This window comes from Trinickia symbiotica (genome assembly GCF_002934455.1).
GTDB lineage: Bacteria > Pseudomonadota > Gammaproteobacteria > Burkholderiales > Burkholderiaceae > Trinickia > Trinickia symbiotica.
Genome location: NZ_PTIR01000003.1, coordinates 154,674 through 171,508, shown reverse-complemented (window position 1 = coordinate 171,508; position 16,835 = coordinate 154,674). Strand labels below are relative to the sequence as shown.

The window sequence follows — 16,835 nt, the reverse complement described above, 5'->3', positions numbered from 1 at the left end:
GGCATCGCACGCAACCGATGCCGCTGCGGTGTGCCGTTCACGCTGCGAACGCCACGGTGCAAGTTGCCAATTAACTGAACGACGTTTATCATTCTGAATGGATGGTCCGGCTTTGTCAAATCCAGCCTGAAGTCGGATTGCTAACGGAAAACACCGCGAGGAGACAGTGCATGACGACTCGTCACGAAGACGGACAGATTCGCGTTGAACAGCGCGGGAACCTGCTCCTGATGGGAATCGACCGGCCGGAAAAACGCAACGGTTTCACCCCGAAGATGTTCAGTGAGCTGGCAAGGGCGTACACGCAGCTCGAGAAGAGTGCGGATCTTTTCTGCGGTCTGGTCTACGCAGAGGGCGATCATTTCACGGCAGGACTGGATATGCCCAAGATTGCCCCGTTGCGCCGCGAGGGGAAACCCTTGCTTCCGGAGGGCGAGGTCGATCCGTTCAACCTGCGTGCGCCGCTGCGCACCAAGCCAGTCGTTGTCGCACTCAAAGGAATCTGCTTTACCGTCGCCGTGGAATTGATGCTCGCTTCGGAGGTGGCCGTGGCGGCGGACAACTGCCGTTTCTCCCAGCTTGAAGTGAAGCGGGGGATCATGGCAGGTTGTGGTGCGACATTCCGAATGGTCCAGCGTGCCGGATGGGGCAACGCAATGAAGGTGCTGCTGACCGGAGACGAATTTACGGCGGAAGAAGCGCGACACATGAACTTCGTGCAAGACGTCGTCCCTGCCGGTCAAGAGTTCGAGCGAGCGCTCGCTATCGCGGAGCGAATCGCGGCGCAGGCGCCTCTGGCCGTGCAGGCTACGATGAACAACGCACGCATTTCGCTGGGACAGGGCTGGCAGGAGGCCTATGCAAAGATTCAGTCGACCCAGCAGTTTCTCTACAACACGGAAGATGCGAAGGAAGGCGTTCAGTCTTTCATCGAAAAGCGTACGGCGAAGTTCGTTGGGCGCTAACGCGTGGCGGCCAGCGCGGCCGGTTTGAATTCAAGGGTGATTCGATATGACAAAAGGCGCGTTGGCGGGGGTTCGCGTACTCGACTTGAGCCGTATTCTCGCGGGGCCTTGGGGCGCGCAGATGCTCGCTGATCTCGGCGCAGAGGTCATCAAGGTCGAGCGGCCGGGCAAAGGGGACGATTCCCGACAATTCGGGCCCCCGTTTCTCATGGATCGAGAGGGAAGCGTCACGCGTGAGTCGACGTTTTTCATCAGCGCGAACCGCGGCAAGAAATCGATCACGTGCGATATCTCCACGTCCGATGGTCAAGCCCTGATCCGCTCGCTGGTCGCGCAGTGCGATGTGCTGCTCGAAAACTACAAGGTCGGTGATTTGAAGCGCTATGGTCTCGATTACGAGAGCCTCAAGCTTGTCAATCCGCGCCTGATTTACTGCTCGATTACGGGATTCGGGCAGACCGGACCCTACAGCCCCCGGCCAGGCTATGACTCGATTTTCCAGGCGATGGGCGGCCTGATGAGCATCACCGGAAACAGCGACGACGTGCCGGGGGGCGGCCCCATGAAAACGGGGCCTAGCCTTGCAGACATCTTGTGCGGTCAGTATGCGGCGTCGGCCATCATCGCTGCGCTTTATCATCGCGACGCGGCGCAAGGCGGTAGTGGAGAGGGGCAGTACATCGACCTGGCGTTGCTCGATTCGATGATCGCCGCCACCTCACACTATGCGAGTCAGTATCTCGTTTCGGGGGAAATCCCGATCCGGCGCGGCACGGAAGGCAACGGTGGCATGCCGTCTCGCATGTTCCGCTGTGCCGATCGCGACATCATGATCGTTGCCGGCAACAATGAGCAATACGCTCGGATGTGCAATGTCCTCGGGCATCCCGAGCTTGCAAGCGATCCGCGATTCAGCGAGATAGCGCTGCGCGTAAAGAATCGTCGCGCACTTGGCGAGGTGTTCGAGCCGCTGATCGCCAAATGGCAGAGCGATGAACTGCTCCGGGCGCTCGACGCCGCCGGGGTTCCGGCTGGCCCGATCAACGATCTACAACAGGTGTTTGCCGATCCGCATGTGCAGGCGCGCGCCATGTGCGTCGAAGTTGCGCATCCGCTCACTGACGAGCCCGTTCGCATGGTTGCCAATCCGGTCAAGATGTCGGGCACCCCAATCGATTCCTATGCGCCGCCGCCGATGCTGGGACAGCATACGAACGACGTGCTGCGCGACCTGCTAGGAATGTCGGAATCTGACATCGATAGCCTGCGCGAGAAAAAGGTTCTGTAGTTGAGGGAAGTCCAACGCGGGGGATTCCTTGCGGATCCGCCCATTTATGTGCCGTGACTCTCAGTAAGGAATGCGAGTGGACAATCAGGAACCGGAGAATATCAGTGTGAGTGAGAATCACGAAGTCGCCGCCGCCAATTCACATTGGCAAAACGTGCATGAAGGACAGGGTTCCCGCGCCCCCACGAAACTTCCTCCTATGAACTGGGCGTGGGCCGCGAACAATGCAAGCTTCGATTGGATGGACTGGCATTTGCCGGAGTTCGAGCCGATCTGACCGGAGTCCGGGCGCAAGCCCAAATAGGGCGTCGCGCAACTCGCGCAACGCGGCACGTCGGCTTCGACTCCCATTGATGCAACGATTAGTTTTCATTCAATGCATACGCGCATTCTGACAAATGCAACTAGTCGTTTCATATTTTGCACCGCGTTCAAAAAACTAACGCTAGAGCATTGACTGTCCGCCGTCGACGCTGATAGTCTGCCCCGTGATGAAATTAGCGTCCTCACTACACAAGAATGCAACAGCTCGACCAATATCGCGCTGCGGATCACCAAACCGGCCCAGCGCAATTTCGGACAGATAGCGGGTTCGCTCTTGCGGATTGGCTTCCAGGTAGGCATCGGCGGCAGGCGTGAGGGCTGCCGGGCAAATGACGTTGACAGTAATGCCATGAGCGCCCCATTCGCGAGCGGCGACACGCGAGAGGCCTCGAATGCCCTCCTTGGCCGCGGCGTACGCGCCAAAGCCCTTCAAACCTTCGATACCGGTGCGCGAAGCGAAGTTGATAATGGCGCCGCGGCCTTGCAACTTCATCCGCGGCAATACGGCTTGCATGAAATACAACGTGCCGTAGAGGCCGGATTCGAGCGTGGTGCGCCAGTCTTCGTCGGTGACGGATTCGAGCGGTACACCGGGGCTGCTGCTTTGCGCATTGTTGACGAGCGCGTCGACACGGTCGAACCGCTCGACGGTAAGCTCGACTGTCCGAACGGCGTCCGCACGATTACGTGTATCGCCCGGTACGACGAGCACTTGCGCACCGAGGTCGCGCAGTTCGTCAGCCGCCCGAGTGAGCTTGGCCTCCGTGCGGCCGGTCAAAACGAGATTCGCGCCGTCGTCTGCCAATGCTCTCGCGACGCCGAGGCCGACGCCTTGCCCGCCTCCGGTCACGATGACGACCTTTTCCGCCAGCTTTTTCGTATGCATGAATGGTCCCAGGTGGAAGGGTTGATGACGCTATGGGATGCGTCAGCGCAACGCGCTGACGGTTGCGGAACGCATGCTCCTGCATTCCATAAAATGAACGTCGTTCAACTATAGCTCAATTGAGATCAAGCGCGCCCCTAGCGTATTCCCGAATCCGGAGGGCGTGGCGATGTGCGAGCTTATGATCGTTGTAAAACTATGTGAATAGTTCCCGTATAATCGATACCATCCATTCATGGGGAAAATCATGTTGAAAGAGATCTCAGCGCCGGCGGACCGGGATGTCAGCGGGCCGCGCTCGCTGACGCGACTCCTCGGGATTTTCGACGTGCTGGCGAAGTCTCCCGACGGCATGTCGCTGGCAGAACTGAATGTCGCCCTCGAGTCGCCGAAGAGCAGTCTGCTCAACCTGCTGAGGCCACTCGTGGCGGAAGGGTATTTGATACATGACTCAGGCCGCTATCGCCTCGGGCCATCCATCTTCCGGCTCTCGGCGGGCGTCATGGCGGCATGGAACTTCTCGAAGCTGCTGCGCCCGTACCTGGTGGATCTCTCGAAGAGCACCAATGAAACGGTGTATATCGGTGTCCTCGACGTCGAGCACAAAGAGATCACCTACGTCGACGTGATCGAAAGCGAGCAGTCCGTTCGTTATTCGATGCACGTGGGCTTGCGCCGTCCGCTCTATTGCACGGCCGCGGGGCGCGTGCTGCTGGCCCATGCGCCGGAAGCTTTCGTCTCGGACTACATGAGGACGGTCAAGCTCGAGCGCCGCACGCCGCAAACGGTCGCGACGAAGAAGGCGTTGCGCGACGAGCTCGATCACATCCGCGAAACCGGCCTGTCGGTAAGCCGAGGCGAGTTGCTGCCGGATTCGGCAGGCGTGTCGTCGCCGGTTTTCGGGCCGAACGGGAATGTGATCGCGGCGATGGCCATCGGTGCACCGCTCGAGCGCTTTGATCGCGAACGCACGCAACTCGAGGAACAAATGATCCGGGTGGCCAAGCGGGCATCCGCGCAGGGCGAAGCCGACGAGGAGTGATCAGGTACGAAGATCCCCTGCGGAGTGAAGAGAGGCGCGTTGCTGTAGGGGAGGCCCTGCGTCCCAGCTGAAAATGCACTACGCCCGCGTGCAACGGATCGGTCGCAATGCTTATAACTGGGCGCGGCGTTTCGGCAGCGTGTAAGCAATCAGCAGTCCGGCAATCGAGCTGCACGCAATATAGGCAAACACTGAAACATAGCCACTATCGGCGGCAAACCATCCACCGTCGTATTTTGCCGACGCGCTGCGCAGCAGCGAAAAGACCGCTTGAGCGCCCACGGCGAAGAAGCACGAGAAGAACACGTAGAGCATGCCCGTTGCCTCGCCGGTCTGATGGGCAGGCGCCGCCTCGACGATCTGGTTGTACAGCGCCGTGCTGGCGAAAGCGAGACCGAACGAGCACAGCGCCGCGCCCGGAACGAAAAGGGGCAGACGTCGATGAAGCACGATCAGCGAGGCCCAGGCAACGACCAGGATGGCCATGCCGATCAAGGCGGCGCTGCGGGCCTGGTACCGGGCGGCTACGCGGCCGCTCCAAGGGCTCGCGACGAGCGAGACAATGTTGACGCTGAACATCAGCAAGCCGGCGGCCGTTGCGCTCAGTCCGAATCCGGTGTGCGTTCCCGCCGGTTGCTGAGCGAGCAGGGAGAAAACCTGCCCTAATTGCATGCCCCCCGCGGCGACGAATGCCATGCATGCATTGGCCAATACGATCTGACGCGCCTTGAGCAGGCGTACATTGATAAGCGGATGCGCCGCCTCGTGCTGGTGCCGTGCCCACAGGACGAGCACGACGATCCCCACACCGATTAAGCCCCATAGACGCGCATCGCCCAGCCCCCATACACGGCTCTGCTGCACCGCGAACAGGATGGCGCAGAGCGCGGGCGCAAAAGCGAGGCCGCGCAAGTAATCGATCCGTGCGCTGAGGCGCTTCGGCGAAGGCGGAGTCCACAGGCGCACGGCAGCAACCGCCACCAGGCAAAGCGCTACCTTGAACCAGAAGCCGCCTTGCCACGAATAGCGATCCACGACGACGCCGGCGCAGATGTAGATCAGCCCCGCCGATACCATTCCTGCCGCACTGATCACGCCCACGGCGGCCGGCACCCTGCCGGGCGGCAGGTTCTCGCGCACGAGTCCGATGGAAAGCGGCGTGATCCCCGCCGCGACCGATTGCATCGCGCACCCCGCGATAAGCATGGCGACATCGGTTGCGCACGCGGCGACGACGGCGCCCGCTGACGCAATCGTCATCACCAGGAGCAGGATGCGCCGATAGCCGAGCAGGTCGCCCAAGCGGCCGCTCACCGCGGCAAAGCCGGCTGAGCCGAGCCAGTACGCTGTGACGGTCCAGCTCACGGAATCGGACGCGGGGAAAGCCTTGTAAAGCGTCACCAGCACGGTGTAGATGACGGTGATGCCCGACGAGGCTGCCACAGCGGCCAGCAGTATCGCTATCATGAAACCGCGCGGCGGCACGGCCAGCCGTTGCGTTCTATGTGCTTGTGCCAGTGCTTCGGCTTGCATACACGTCTCCGGTTGCATGTATCGCTTCAACTATGCTTATATACGAACAACGTTCGCATTGTCTACCGGTGTCACCCATACTGGCATGCTAAGGTTAGACACGATGCGCGGATCGATATCGAATCGATATCGCCACTTTTGACTTCGATATGAGAGTTTTTCGGTCGAGACCTTGCGCCGATACTTCTCTCAAGGGCGCACGTTTGGCAGCGCTCCCCACAACCAGGAGACGCTTCATGCAACCGTATCAAGGGAAGATCTACGATGCCGACACGCACTTCTACGAAGTGGAGGACGCGTTCAGCCGCTACTTGCCCGAGCAGTTCAAGAAAGACTGGTCCTTTACCAGCCGCACCACGGCAGACGGCAACCGCTGCATGTATGTCGGCGAGCGCAAGGTGGAAATCAGCGAGGGCTACACGTCGGCAGAGGGGCATGTGCCGCCGCCCGGCAAGCTGCACGAATGGCTGCGCGCGATGAAAGACGGCAAGGACAACGTCGATATGCGCGTTCCCCCCACGCCGGACATGTTCAATCGCGACGCGCGCCTCACGAAGATGGACGAATTCGGCGTCGAGGCTTGCACGATGTACATCGGTGAGATGGTCGCCTGCATTTCGTACTTGAATGAGCCCGTTGCGGCGAATGCAGTCCTCCATGCGTACAACCGTTGGATGCTGGAAGACTGGGGCTTCAACTACAAGGACCGCATTTACACGACGCCGGTCGTCACGCTCGACGATCTCGATGCGGCCGTTGCGGAAGCCAAGTGGCTCGTCGCGAACGGCGTGCGCGTGGTCCTGATGCCGATGGGCCCATTCAATGGCCGTGCGCCTGCGGATCCTTACTTCGATCCGTTCTGGTCGATCCTCAACGAAGCGGGTGTGCGTGTCACCTTCCATGTGTCGGAAGCGATCTACATGAAGGACCACATGGCGGTTTGGGGGGAGCCGGTGCAGCAGTCACGCCAGCGTCAGACGGCATTCGTCTGGATGCACGGTTACGGTGAGCGTCCGGTGATCGAAACACTGTCGTCGTTCATCTTCTACAACTTCTTCGAGCGTTTCCCGCGCGTCAAGTTGTGCAGTGCCGAAAACGGCGCCGAATGGGTCCCTTCGATGCTCGTGAAAATGGACAAGTGCCGGGGGATGGCGAAGAATGGCTACTGGCCGTGCGGACAGCTGAAGACGCGCCCCAGCCAGATCTTCAAGGAGAATGTTTTCGTGGTCGCCTATCCGGAGGACGACATCGCCCAGATCATCGCTCAGACGGGTTCCTCGGACTTTCTGTTGATGGGCTCCGACTATCCGCACGCGGAAGGGGTGCCTGAGCCGAAGGACTTCGCGTCGGAGGCGTGTGGCTCGCTATCCGAAGAAGACACGCGCAAGATCATGTACGACAACGGTCGCCGATTCATTCCGCTGCACGTGTAACCGATATGGATATTTCCGACTATAAGGCGTTATTGCTTAAACGCGACGGCGGCATCCTGACCGTCACGCTCAACCGCCCGGAAACGCTGAACGCGTTCGACGAGCAGATGGACATCGAGATGTCGCGGCTTTTCCTCGATGTGGCCGAGGATGCCGAGACTCGTGTCGTTGTGTTGACGGGTGCCGGGCGCGCCTTCAGCGCGGGCGGCGACATCGAGCATATGCAGCATGTCATCGACAATCCGGCGCTGTTTCTCGAAGGCATGCAGCGTGCGAAGAAAATCGTCTTCTCGATGCTCGATTGTCCGAAGCCGGTCATCGCGAAGATCAACGGACATGCGATCGGCCTCGGCGCGACGATCGCGCTATTCTCGGATTTGAGCTATGCCGCCGATCACGCGAAGATCGGCGATCCTCACGTGAAAGTCGGCTTCGTGGCGGGCGATGGCGGCGCGGTGATCTGGCCGCAGCTCGTGGGTTACGCCAAGGCCAAGGAGTACCTCTTGACCGGCGATCTGCTCAGCGCAGGCGAAGCGGCGCGATTCGGACTGATCAATCATGCAGTGCCGGCCGATGAGCTCGATGCGGTCGTCGATGCGATGGCCAAGCGTCTGGCGAACGGTGCCGCCCGTGCTATTCAATGGACAAAGGCGTCGATCAACATCGGGCTGAAGCAGCTGGCACATTCCATTCTCGATGCGTCGATTGCCTACGAGGCGCTCTCGAATTTGACCGAAGACCATCAAGAGGCGGTCAACGCGTTTCGCGAGAAACGAGAGCCGGTGTTCAAGGGACGTTGACGTTCTTTTATGCTCTATGCGGGCAGGGCGGCGGCGCAGGGCAAGGGAGTGATTGCATATGCAACGGGTAGTGGTGGTGACCGGTGGATTCGGCACATTGGGACGCGCTGTGGGTCGCGCGTTTGCCGAGAATGGCTGGAAGGTCGCGCTGATCGACAAGGCTCCCGCGCCAGAAAACGCGAGCGCGGCGCAGCTGCAAGCCGCGTGGTGGCGTGGCGGCGTCGAGCTGACCGATCTCGAGGCGGCGCGATCCGCTATATCGGCGGCGGTCGATCAGATCGGCAAGCTGGATGCGATCGTCAATGTGGCGGGGGGCTTTCGCTGGGAAACGCTGGCGGACGGCAGCCTCGACACATGGGATCTGATGTACCAAATGAACGTGCGCACGGCGGCGACGGCATCGAAAGCTGCGCTCGATTATTTTGCCGGTAGCGCGGAGGGTGGGCGCATCATCAATATCGGCGCTGGCGCCGCGCTCAAAGCAGGCGCAGGCATGGGCGCCTATGCGGCCTCGAAATCCGGCGTCATGCGTTTGACAGAGGCACTGGCCGAAGAGCTGAAGGGCCGTTCCATTACAGTCAACGCGATTCTGCCCGGCATCATCGATACGCCGCAAAACCGCAAGGACATGCCCGACGCAGATTTTTCGCGCTGGGTGCGGCCCGAAGAAATCGCCAATGTGATTCTCTTTCTCGCGTCTGGCGCCGCATCGGGAGTGACCGGTGCGCTGATTCCGGTCACAGGACGCATGTAAGAAAGCGTGCGTAGCCGGCCGCGGTTGACGCCTGCTACGAGGGCGTCAACTGCTAAGCCAAACATCAGGTCAGGCGAGCAAGCGAATCCGTGTTGAATCCGAGAAAAGGCTCGCCAAGGCGCGCACGCCGCGCCCAGTTCGGATCGTGCAGGAGCGAGCGTCCGACGCCGACAAGATCGAATTCATTGCGCGCGAAGCGCTCGACGAGAGGCGTCAGATCGGCTTGCGCAACCGTATCCGCGCCGGCCATCGAATCGTAGTACCCCTTGTTGATGCCGATTCCTCCTACGGCCATCGAAAACTTGCCCGTGACCTTTTTCACCCAGCCGGCGAGGTTCATCTCCGAGCCCGGGAATTCCGCGCGATTGAAATAACGCGTGCTCGCCTCGAAGATATCGACACCCGCGTCCGCGAGCGGTGTGAGGATCTGCTCGAGCTCCTGCGGATCGTTGGCGAGACGCGCGCGGAAGTCCTGCTGTTTCCACTGCGAAAAGCGGAAGGTGACCGGCATGGTGTCGCCGATGCTCGTTCGGATTTCACGGACGACTTCGGCGGCGAAGCGGCTGCGCGCCGCAAGGTCTTTACCCCACTCGTCCGCACGCTGATTGGTTTCGGCCCACAAGAAGGCATCGATCAAATAGCCGTGGCCTCCATGAATAGCGATGCCATCGAATCCGGCGGCGCGCGCATAGCGCGCGCTTCGCCCATAAGCGGCGATGACGTCGGCGATTTCCGCGTCGGTCATCGGACGCGTTGGCGGCATGACCCGCTCCATGTAGCCTGCGTCCAGCGATGTCGCGCGTCCGGCCGGTCCCCATACGCCCGAGGGACGCAGCGGGAGAGCCTCGGGAACGGGGCCCGTATTCGCCTCTTTCATCGGCCCCATATGCCACAACTGCGGAAAGATGACGCCGCCGCTCGCATGTACCGCGTCTGTCACGCGTCGCCAGGCCGCCACCGACGCCTCGCAGGCCAACACCGGAATCGAATTCTCGCCGAGACCGGCTTCTCCAAGCGCAGCCGGATGATCGATGCCGACACCTTCCGTGATGATGAGCCCGGTCTCGCCCTGCGCGCGCCGCTGGTAGTAAGCGGCCACGTCATCGCCGGGCAGTCCGTTCGGCGAGAAGCCGCGGGTCATGGGTGACATCACGATACGGTTGGCGAGCGTAACGCCTCGAACCGTGAGCGGGGCAAAAAGCGGGCTGGCATCCATTTCTATCGGTTCATATAGTTGACTGTTGTGCGGATAATGATACGCTATGTTCTATCAACGAAAAAGGAGTTTTGGCGCTGTGTGACTTGCGGCGCCGAAGAGGAGGATTGCATTGGAGCAGACAGATGCACTGGCGGCGGCTGGCGCCGAGCAGGACGACGAAAGGGCGATTCCGCACGGCTTCACGCTGATGCCGGCGTTTGGGCCGTATCACCAGATGTTCGGCCCTACGTACTTTCGCAAGACCGAGCGCGGGTACGCCGTCGGCATGCACGTGCGGGAAGCACATCGTAACCTCGGCCAGATGATGCACGGCGGGGCGATTTGCATGCTGGCGGACACGGCCATTACTTGGGCGAGCAAGTATTCACGCCAGCCGGCGGTGAAGGTGCTGACGACGGGCTTGACGGTCAACTTTATGGGGAACGCGGAGCCGGGTGACTGGATAGAGGCCCATATCGACGTCCTCCGTTCGGGAAAACGCGTCATCTTTTCGGACTGCCGGATCTGGGCGAACGCCAAGTGCATCGCCCAGGCATCAGGACAATTTCAGGTCATGGGCGAGGTTGAAGGCTAGTCGGTCGACGGGGTGCGAGCGAAGCGGCAGTGGATGTTATGGCGCCGGCTTGCCCCGAGCCTTGGACTGCTGCGTGGCACGATACTTCCACGCGTTCAACAAAAGCCGGTGAATCCGCTCAGCCCGGCGTTTGCGCTCGGCACGCGTGGTCTGTATCGCCAGGTGCACTTCAGGGGCACCGGTGACGAGCGTCAGCAAATCGCTCGCCGCGTTCGCCGGGTTGTCGATGTCGATCGTTCCCCTGGCGGCCGCAGCCTCCAGCACGCTGGTTAGCGGCTCGAGCATCGTGTTCACGAACTGCAGGAACTGCTTGGCGATATCCGGAAAGCGAACCGCTTCGCCTATGACGAGCCGGGATGTATGTACGCTGTCCGGTATCGCCATGTGCTCGACCAGCGCATCGATCAGGGATGCCAAGTTCGCCGAAAAATCGCCGCCGGGTTCGAGTTCGAGAGCGATCTTGCCGCGCAGATCGGCCATCCCCCGCCAGACAATGGAGCGAAAGAGCTCTTCTTTCGTGCCGAACTGCCGATAAACGGTGGTCTTGCTGACGCCAGCCAGCGATGCGATTTCCTCGACCCGCGCGGCGCCGAAGCCTTCCCTCATGAAAACGGCTTTGGCTGCATCGAGCACGTGCTCTCGCAGTTCCACGGCATCGTCGTGCGCCGGCCGGCCGGCCGTTCGTGGTTTGCCCGCCGCAGCGAGCCTCGAGACTCCGGCGGGAGCCTGAACTGCCATTGGTTTGGACATCGGTGAGCGTTGGATAACGGAATTAGGGCACCAGTATACTCACGAGCGCGAAGCGGGCGCCAGCAACGGCTCGCCTCGCGCCCGCGCACCTTGAAGCAGCGGCACGCGAGGCGGGCCTCAGACGTTGATCATTCCGCGGACATACGACTCCATCGTGCCGGCACATGAGAGCTTGTCTTCGCCTTCTTCGAGGTCGGCATAACGGCCGACCTGTCGAACCAGCGGCCCTTGCAGCCCGTCGGTGTTTCCCGCCGGTGAAAAATCGATCGTGACTTTGTCGCCGGTGATGAACCCGCCCCAGTACCCTTCGGCCAACAGATCGAAGAACGCAAAGCGTCCCTCGACGACGCCCTTGCCGTCCGAAGGATTCAGCAGTTGCTCTCCGCTCTTGTCGAGGACGAACGGTACGATCCAAGGGCAGATCGCGTAGCCTTGCGCAACGTCCGACCATGGGCCGGTCCCGATCATCTCGGACATGCCATAGCTGTTCTGGACGTTTTCCGCACGAATTCCATAGAAGCGGATGATCTGCTCCCGATAATCAGCGGGCGCCGAGGTGCCCTTCAACCCGCCACCGGTCGTGATCACCGTATCGGGGTGGCAGATACCATCGGCGATGCCGCGTTGGCGCGCGCGGTCCGCGAGCGTCCAGTGCAGCGACCAATTGCCCTGCACGAGCACCGGAACATCGCGCCGCGCGGCGAGCTTGTCGAGAAACCGGTCGATCATTGCGCCGGTGTGGCGCTGGCGCGCCACCGCATGTTCCTGGAATGCAGCGACTTCACTCGGTTTGGCGGACCCATCGGCGATTGCGCGGCGCATGCGACCCATCGAAATCGTTGCGGAAGCAAGCACCGGTTCGTCGAACATCAGGGTGCTTTCAGCACCGAGCCGTTTCGCCGCATTCAGTATGGGCTCGATATGGCGATGGGCGCCGGCCGGCGGCATCATCAGAAATACCGGGCGCTTGCCGAAGTCTCGTCGGATCAATGCGTTGCCGTAGACGCCGAGCTTCACGCAGGACTCGGTGACGTTCTCGAGATCGCTTCGCGTCTGGCTGATGAAGCTGCATTTTCCGGACGTGCCGCTCGAGCTGAACACGTAGTGTCCCGCTTCGCGCAAACGGTCCATCCATGCGTCGACGTTGTCCACGCCGTTCAGGTCGACCTCGCCCACCGGTTTGCTGGAGAGCGTTTGCAGCCATGCCGCCAGGTGCTGCCAGCGACCATTGTCGATCAATGACTCAGGGTAACTCTTGTAGATCTGATGCGCGAACAGAAGAGGCACCATGTCCGCGTCACGGTTGACGTCTTGCACGCCGACATCGTCCGCTCTACGACGCAAGAGCCTGATGTGCCCGCGGCGCTCGGCGAAGCGCTCTTTCATTGCCGCGAGTTGAAGCTCACGAAGATTCCCGGGGTGATGACGGAAAGGATCGCCGTCACGGCGAAGCATTGCGTAGAACGGGTCCAGAGCAGACATGTCGTCTCCAGAGCAACGAGTTGCGTTAGCGTGAGTGTTAGTGATCGAAGTCGGTGGAGCTCGATACGTCGAGCCACGCTTCGAGGTTCTCGTGCACGGCCGCTAGCTTCTTGCGGACGACGTCGACGGCGTCCGGCCCGAGCGGCAGACGAAGCGGCGGCGTGTCGGCGGACACCGCACGCACAACGGCGTCGGCGGCTTTCGCGGGATCGCCTGTCTGCGTGCCGTGGTAGCTGCTCATGAACCGGCGCATGTTGCCCACGGTCTCTGCGTAGTCGGGTGATTCGACCTGGCTCCACTTCATCGAGCCCCCCGCGAAATTCGTGCGGAAGCCACCCGGCTCGACGATGGTCACATGGATACCGAACGGTTTCAGTTCCCGCGCGAGCGATTCCGAAAGCCCTTCGACGGCGTGCTTCGACGCGCAATAGCAGCTGCAGCCGGTGATGCCGATCACGCCGGCCACCGACGAAAAGTTCACGATATGGCCGCGCTTTCGCTCACGAAAATGCGGCAGCACGGCGCGGATGACGTTGACTGTGCCGAACACATTCGTATCGAATAGCTGACGTGCTTCCGCGTCGGAGACCTCTTCGAGCGCGCCGAATAGACCGTAACCGGCATTGTTGACGAGCACATCGATCGTGCCGGCTCGACTCAAGGCCTGCGCGACGGCCCGAGGCACCGATGCGGCGTCGGTTACGTCCAGCAGAACACCGTGGGCGCGACCGGGCGCGAGATCTTCGAACTCCGCGATCTGCGCGTCCTTGCGCAGCGTGCCGACGACCTGGTCGCCGCGGGCGAGGACCGCTTGCGCGAGGGAACGGCCGAAGCCGGACGAGACGCCGGTAATGAACCACACGGCTGGCTTTGTCGATTCTTCATTTGTCGTTGTCATGGCTTTTCCAATATCGAGGACGATTGATTTAGTTAGCGCTGCGGGCTTCGGTCATGTCTGCGATTTCTCCGCGGACATAGGCGTCGATCGTTCCGGCGCATGACAGCTTGTCGTCGCCGCCCGGCAGGTCCTTGTAGCGCACCACGTCGCGGATGATGGGCGTGCGCACGCCGTCTATGCAGTGACCGAACTCAACGATGACCTTGTCCCCACTGATCACGCCAGCCCAGCGGCCGTCGGCAATCAGGTCGATCATCGCTAGCCGACCTTCGACGATGCCTTTCCCGTCGGGCGGATTCAGCAGTTGTTCGCCGGTCGAGTCGAGCACGAGCGGGACGAGCCACGGCGGCACCGCCCATGCCTTCGCTTCGTGAAACCATGGGCAAAATCCCGACACTTCGCCCATGCCGTAGCCGTCGTTGAAGTTCGTCGCATTGAAGTTAAAGAAGCGTTCGCACTGTTGCTGGAAATCCTCCGGCAAGTTCGCCCCCTTCTTGCCGCCGCCGATGCTGATGATCGTATCGGGGTGAAAATCACCGTCCGGAATGCCCCGTTCGCGTGCGGTGGCGACGATTTGGTAGAGCATGCCCATCATGCCCATGATGAACATAGGTTCACGACGCCGCTCGAGTAGCTGATCGATGAAGCGCCGGAAATCCGCTTGCACGCGTTCACTGCGATCAAGGTTCTCCTTTTGGAACGCTTCGATTTCACTGGGCAGCGCGGTGCCGTCCGAGATCGCCCGTCGCATGCGTGCCATTCGCGTAGTGTGGGCAGCGCTTTGCGGTACGTCCGACATGTAGTGAATGTCGCCGGGCTGCGCGATCGACTCGCCGAACTTCGCCATGCGCTCGGTGCCGGTGTAGGAGCCGGAAGAGGGCGTCAAGAGGAACACCGGGTAGCGGCGTGACGGGTCGCGCATGCCGCTTGCCGCCCAGCGAATGCCCTGGGCAAGCAGACGCCAGCCAAGTTCACGGTCCGCTTCGCTCTGGTAGATGAACGACTGCTTGCCCGACGTGCCGCTCGAGCTCATCACGTAGTGGCCATTGCGGCGCAATTCGTTGATCCAGTCGTCGAGATCGGCGATCTTCTCGTAGTCGAGTCCATCTATCTTGTGCGTCGCGAGCGTTTGAAGCCATGCGGTGAGATGGCGCCATTTGCCGTGCTCGATGAACGAATCGGGATAGCTCTTGAAGACTGCGTCGGCGAACAACAACGGCACCGCGTCGCTCAGCGTCCTCAATTCGGTGACGCCCGCTTCGTTGGCCCGCTTGTCGAGAATACGAATCTGCTGGCGGCGCTGCGCGAACCGTTCGCCTACGGCCTGCAGCTGCGCGGCAGCGAGGTTCTCAGGCGCGTTGCGGAAGGGATCCGAAACCTCGGTGAGTTGCAATAGGGCAGAAAGGGTTTGCATCATCGCGTCTCTTCCTGGTTCGGGCCCGATTCCTCCGACACCCATTTCATGAATCGATGGATGGGGAACATGCCGTCATGCGGATAGCCGCCGACTCCATCCGAAATCGATTCGCCCAATGCCACGATGCGCTGAACGCCCGCGCATGCGAGCGCATCGCGCACCTCGGTCACGCGATGAGGCGGATAGATGCCGACCGTCTGTGTGGCGACGGTCGCGTAGCGGACCCCGTCTCGGAGGCTGGCTACCGGAACGACGTTTACGGTCTTGCAAATGGGATGAAAGTCGACCATCTCATCCGAGCGAATGACGAGCCCCTTGCCGTCATAGCCGCCGAACACGCGGTAGAGCGGTTCCATCTCGCGCAGCACGTCCACGGCTTCGCGAATGTCGCTCGGCACGAGCGGGCCTTGCCCGTCGCCATACCGGTAATCTTCGCCGAGGGCGAGCGCAAGTCGCTCGCAATAGCGGTCGGCGTCGTCTTCGTTCCCTTCGATGAACTGATAGCGGCTTGCGTTGCACGCATCCTGGTTGAACGAAAGCACATCGGCGGCGCCCGCGCGCGCAACTTCGCGCAGGACTTCGTCGGAGCTGAAGGCTTCTCGGCCGATTAGCGAGATCGAGACCTTGGGATCGAACGCAACCAGTTCCAGGCCGGGGCCCGCGTACCGCATCGCATGGCGCACCGCGCTTTCGCCGCCCCACACGACGATTTTGTCGAAGTACTGCGGGCGATAAAGGATGGACTCGACGTTCTCGTCACCGCCTCTCCAATAAGCCGCCGAAAAGGATTGCGTGACCGGATGGTGCGGGTCGATCTCGGCCATCGTGCGCAAGATGGCGGTGGCCGTGAAGAGATCGTTGGACGGCAGCTTGAGCAAATGCACGCCCTTCGTCAGCGCTGCTCGCATGACGCTCATGGCGGCGACCATCGGCGAGTTGCCCGCCAGGATATGCACCAGACGCGGAGGAAATGCCCGCAGACGGCTCGGCCGGCCGCGCAGCGTGCGTGCAACCCAGCCGTCGACGAGGCCCGCATCGCCGAGACTCACGCGCAACTCGTCTTCTATCACTCCGCGAGCGAAAAGATTGGGAATATCCCGATAGCAGTTTTCCAGAATCCGGCGCCCCAGCGGGCTTACCTGAATCATCGATTCGAGAGCGGCCTGCATGAGCGGATTGACGTCGAGATGAAGACGTGGGCCAAGCTCGACGAGGAAGTCGATGATCCGCGCAATGGGGACGTCGAATGCCGGACCCGCCTCGGCGCGCGGCCAGACGAGATCATCCAGCTCGACTTTAGGCGTGCAGAAACCCTGGCCCAGATCGCGCGACACGTGCTTGACCGCGTTTCCGGTTACCGTGCGACCGCGGTACACATGGGGAACCGGCAGCGGGGCGGGACTTGATGCCTGTGTCGGCGTCTCGCTTTGCCCTGCGAGGGTTTCAGTATGCTCCATGGACTGCTCCTTT

The 16,835-nt window shown here is 61.3% G+C and carries 16 protein-coding genes; 8 read left to right on the top strand and 8 right to left on the bottom strand.

Features of this window, described 5'->3' with window-relative positions:
- Window positions 1-170 precede the first annotated feature (170 nt).
- The 3 genes from B0G57_RS06960 to B0G57_RS06950 all read left to right on the top strand — a co-directional run bounded on the left by B0G57_RS06960 (window position 171) and on the right by B0G57_RS06950 (window position 2,530).
- The gene (locus tag B0G57_RS06960; RefSeq protein ID WP_102606940.1) at window positions 171-965 is read left to right on the top strand and encodes a crotonase/enoyl-CoA hydratase family protein; all 795 of its coding nucleotides are present in this window, start codon (window positions 171-173) and stop codon (window positions 963-965) included.
- 46 nt (window positions 966-1,011) lie between these two features.
- Entirely contained in the window at window positions 1,012-2,253 is a 1,242-nt protein-coding gene (locus B0G57_RS06955) for a CaiB/BaiF CoA transferase family protein (protein WP_102606939.1), read from the top strand.
- A gap of 76 nt (window positions 2,254-2,329) precedes the next feature.
- Complete coding sequence (locus B0G57_RS06950) at window positions 2,330-2,530, top strand: hypothetical protein (RefSeq protein ID WP_104489569.1); 201 nt, start codon at window positions 2,330-2,332, stop codon at window positions 2,528-2,530.
- Between the two features lie 168 nt (window positions 2,531-2,698).
- Here B0G57_RS06950 and B0G57_RS06945 read toward each other — a convergent pair whose 3' ends face one another.
- On the bottom strand, window positions 2,699-3,463 hold the full coding sequence (locus tag B0G57_RS06945; RefSeq protein ID WP_102606937.1) for an SDR family NAD(P)-dependent oxidoreductase: 765 nt from the start codon (window positions 3,461-3,463) through the stop codon (window positions 2,699-2,701).
- A gap of 247 nt (window positions 3,464-3,710) precedes the next feature.
- On the opposite strand from B0G57_RS06945, the gene B0G57_RS06940 reads away from it, so the two are divergent.
- Window positions 3,711-4,505, top strand: a complete 795-nt coding sequence (locus tag B0G57_RS06940; RefSeq protein ID WP_102607102.1) for an IclR family transcriptional regulator — start codon at window positions 3,711-3,713, stop codon at window positions 4,503-4,505.
- 111 nt (window positions 4,506-4,616) lie between these two features.
- Here B0G57_RS06940 and B0G57_RS06935 read toward each other — a convergent pair whose 3' ends face one another.
- Window positions 4,617-6,038: an MFS transporter gene (locus B0G57_RS06935; RefSeq protein ID WP_223258636.1), complete on the bottom strand. Its 1,422-nt coding sequence runs from the start codon at window positions 6,036-6,038 to the stop codon at window positions 4,617-4,619.
- A 236-nt stretch (window positions 6,039-6,274) separates the two neighbouring features.
- Here B0G57_RS06935 and B0G57_RS06930 point away from each other — a divergent pair, with 236 nt between their 5' ends.
- The 3 genes from B0G57_RS06930 to B0G57_RS06920 are packed head-to-tail and all read left to right on the top strand — an operon-like array spanning window position 6,275 to window position 9,025.
- Window positions 6,275-7,471: an amidohydrolase family protein gene (locus B0G57_RS06930; protein ID WP_102606936.1), complete on the top strand. Its 1,197-nt coding sequence runs from the start codon at window positions 6,275-6,277 to the stop codon at window positions 7,469-7,471.
- 5 nt (window positions 7,472-7,476) lie between these two features.
- The gene (locus tag B0G57_RS06925; RefSeq protein WP_102606935.1) at window positions 7,477-8,271 is read left to right on the top strand and encodes an enoyl-CoA hydratase/isomerase family protein; all 795 of its coding nucleotides are present in this window, start codon (window positions 7,477-7,479) and stop codon (window positions 8,269-8,271) included.
- A 58-nt stretch (window positions 8,272-8,329) separates the two neighbouring features.
- Window positions 8,330-9,025 carry an SDR family NAD(P)-dependent oxidoreductase gene (locus B0G57_RS06920; RefSeq protein WP_102606934.1) on the top strand — a complete coding sequence of 232 codons (696 nt, stop codon included), beginning with the start codon at window positions 8,330-8,332 and terminating at the stop codon, window positions 9,023-9,025.
- Between the two features lie 64 nt (window positions 9,026-9,089).
- On the opposite strand, the gene B0G57_RS06915 is transcribed toward B0G57_RS06920, so the two are convergent.
- Window positions 9,090-10,241, bottom strand: coding sequence for an NADH:flavin oxidoreductase (locus tag B0G57_RS06915; RefSeq protein WP_102606933.1), 1,152 nt, complete (start codon window positions 10,239-10,241; stop codon window positions 9,090-9,092).
- Between the two features lie 112 nt (window positions 10,242-10,353).
- On the opposite strand from B0G57_RS06915, the gene B0G57_RS06910 reads away from it, so the two are divergent.
- Window positions 10,354-10,818, top strand: coding sequence for a PaaI family thioesterase (locus tag B0G57_RS06910; RefSeq protein WP_102606932.1), 465 nt, complete (start codon window positions 10,354-10,356; stop codon window positions 10,816-10,818).
- 36 nt (window positions 10,819-10,854) lie between these two features.
- On the opposite strand, the gene B0G57_RS06905 is transcribed toward B0G57_RS06910, so the two are convergent.
- The 5 genes from B0G57_RS06905 to B0G57_RS06885 form a co-directional block, all read right to left on the bottom strand.
- Window positions 10,855-11,556: a TetR/AcrR family transcriptional regulator gene (locus B0G57_RS06905; protein ID WP_223258635.1), complete on the bottom strand. Its 702-nt coding sequence runs from the start codon at window positions 11,554-11,556 to the stop codon at window positions 10,855-10,857.
- Window positions 11,557-11,685: 129 nt separating this feature from the next.
- Window positions 11,686-13,050, bottom strand: a complete 1,365-nt coding sequence (locus tag B0G57_RS06900) for a hypothetical protein (protein ID WP_102606930.1) — start codon at window positions 13,048-13,050, stop codon at window positions 11,686-11,688.
- Window positions 13,051-13,087: 37 nt separating this feature from the next.
- A complete protein-coding gene (locus tag B0G57_RS06895; RefSeq protein WP_102606929.1) occupies window positions 13,088-13,948 on the bottom strand; it encodes an oxidoreductase in 861 nt (286 codons plus the stop codon).
- Window positions 13,949-13,976: 28 nt separating this feature from the next.
- Complete coding sequence (locus tag B0G57_RS06890; RefSeq protein ID WP_223258634.1) at window positions 13,977-15,365, bottom strand: hypothetical protein; 1,389 nt, start codon at window positions 15,363-15,365, stop codon at window positions 13,977-13,979.
- Window positions 15,362-16,822: an acyl-CoA reductase gene (locus tag B0G57_RS06885; protein WP_102606928.1), complete on the bottom strand. Its 1,461-nt coding sequence runs from the start codon at window positions 16,820-16,822 to the stop codon at window positions 15,362-15,364. Before B0G57_RS06885 ends, B0G57_RS06890 begins: the two co-directional genes overlap by 4 nt.
- Between the last annotated feature and the right edge of the window lie 13 nt (window positions 16,823-16,835).

Excerpts from the sequence above, each read along its gene's own strand:
- B0G57_RS06895 (WP_102606929.1), bottom strand. The coding sequence starts at position 13,948 with ATGACAACGACAAATGAAGAATCGACAAAGCCAGCCGTGTGGTTCATT.
- B0G57_RS06900 (WP_102606930.1), bottom strand. The coding sequence starts at position 13,050 with ATGTCTGCTCTGGACCCGTTCTACGCAATGCTTCGCCGTGACGGCGAT.
- B0G57_RS06945 (WP_102606937.1), bottom strand. The coding sequence starts at position 3,463 with ATGCATACGAAAAAGCTGGCGGAAAAGGTCGTCATCGTGACCGGAGGC.
- B0G57_RS06915 (WP_102606933.1), bottom strand. The coding sequence starts at position 10,241 with ATGGATGCCAGCCCGCTTTTTGCCCCGCTCACGGTTCGAGGCGTTACG.
- B0G57_RS06925 (WP_102606935.1), top strand. The coding sequence starts at position 7,477 with ATGGATATTTCCGACTATAAGGCGTTATTGCTTAAACGCGACGGCGGC.
- B0G57_RS06920 (WP_102606934.1), top strand. The coding sequence starts at position 8,330 with ATGCAACGGGTAGTGGTGGTGACCGGTGGATTCGGCACATTGGGACGC.
- B0G57_RS06955 (WP_102606939.1), top strand. The coding sequence starts at position 1,012 with ATGACAAAAGGCGCGTTGGCGGGGGTTCGCGTACTCGACTTGAGCCGT.
- B0G57_RS06890 (WP_223258634.1), bottom strand. The coding sequence starts at position 15,365 with ATGATGCAAACCCTTTCTGCCCTATTGCAACTCACCGAGGTTTCGGAT.
- B0G57_RS06905 (WP_223258635.1), bottom strand. The coding sequence starts at position 11,556 with ATGGCAGTTCAGGCTCCCGCCGGAGTCTCGAGGCTCGCTGCGGCGGGC.
- B0G57_RS06930 (WP_102606936.1), top strand. The coding sequence starts at position 6,275 with ATGCAACCGTATCAAGGGAAGATCTACGATGCCGACACGCACTTCTAC.
- B0G57_RS06940 (WP_102607102.1), top strand. The coding sequence starts at position 3,711 with ATGTTGAAAGAGATCTCAGCGCCGGCGGACCGGGATGTCAGCGGGCCG.
- B0G57_RS06960 (WP_102606940.1), top strand. The coding sequence starts at position 171 with ATGACGACTCGTCACGAAGACGGACAGATTCGCGTTGAACAGCGCGGG.
- B0G57_RS06885 (WP_102606928.1), bottom strand. The coding sequence starts at position 16,822 with ATGGAGCATACTGAAACCCTCGCAGGGCAAAGCGAGACGCCGACACAG.
- B0G57_RS06935 (WP_223258636.1), bottom strand. The coding sequence starts at position 6,038 with ATGCAAGCCGAAGCACTGGCACAAGCACATAGAACGCAACGGCTGGCC.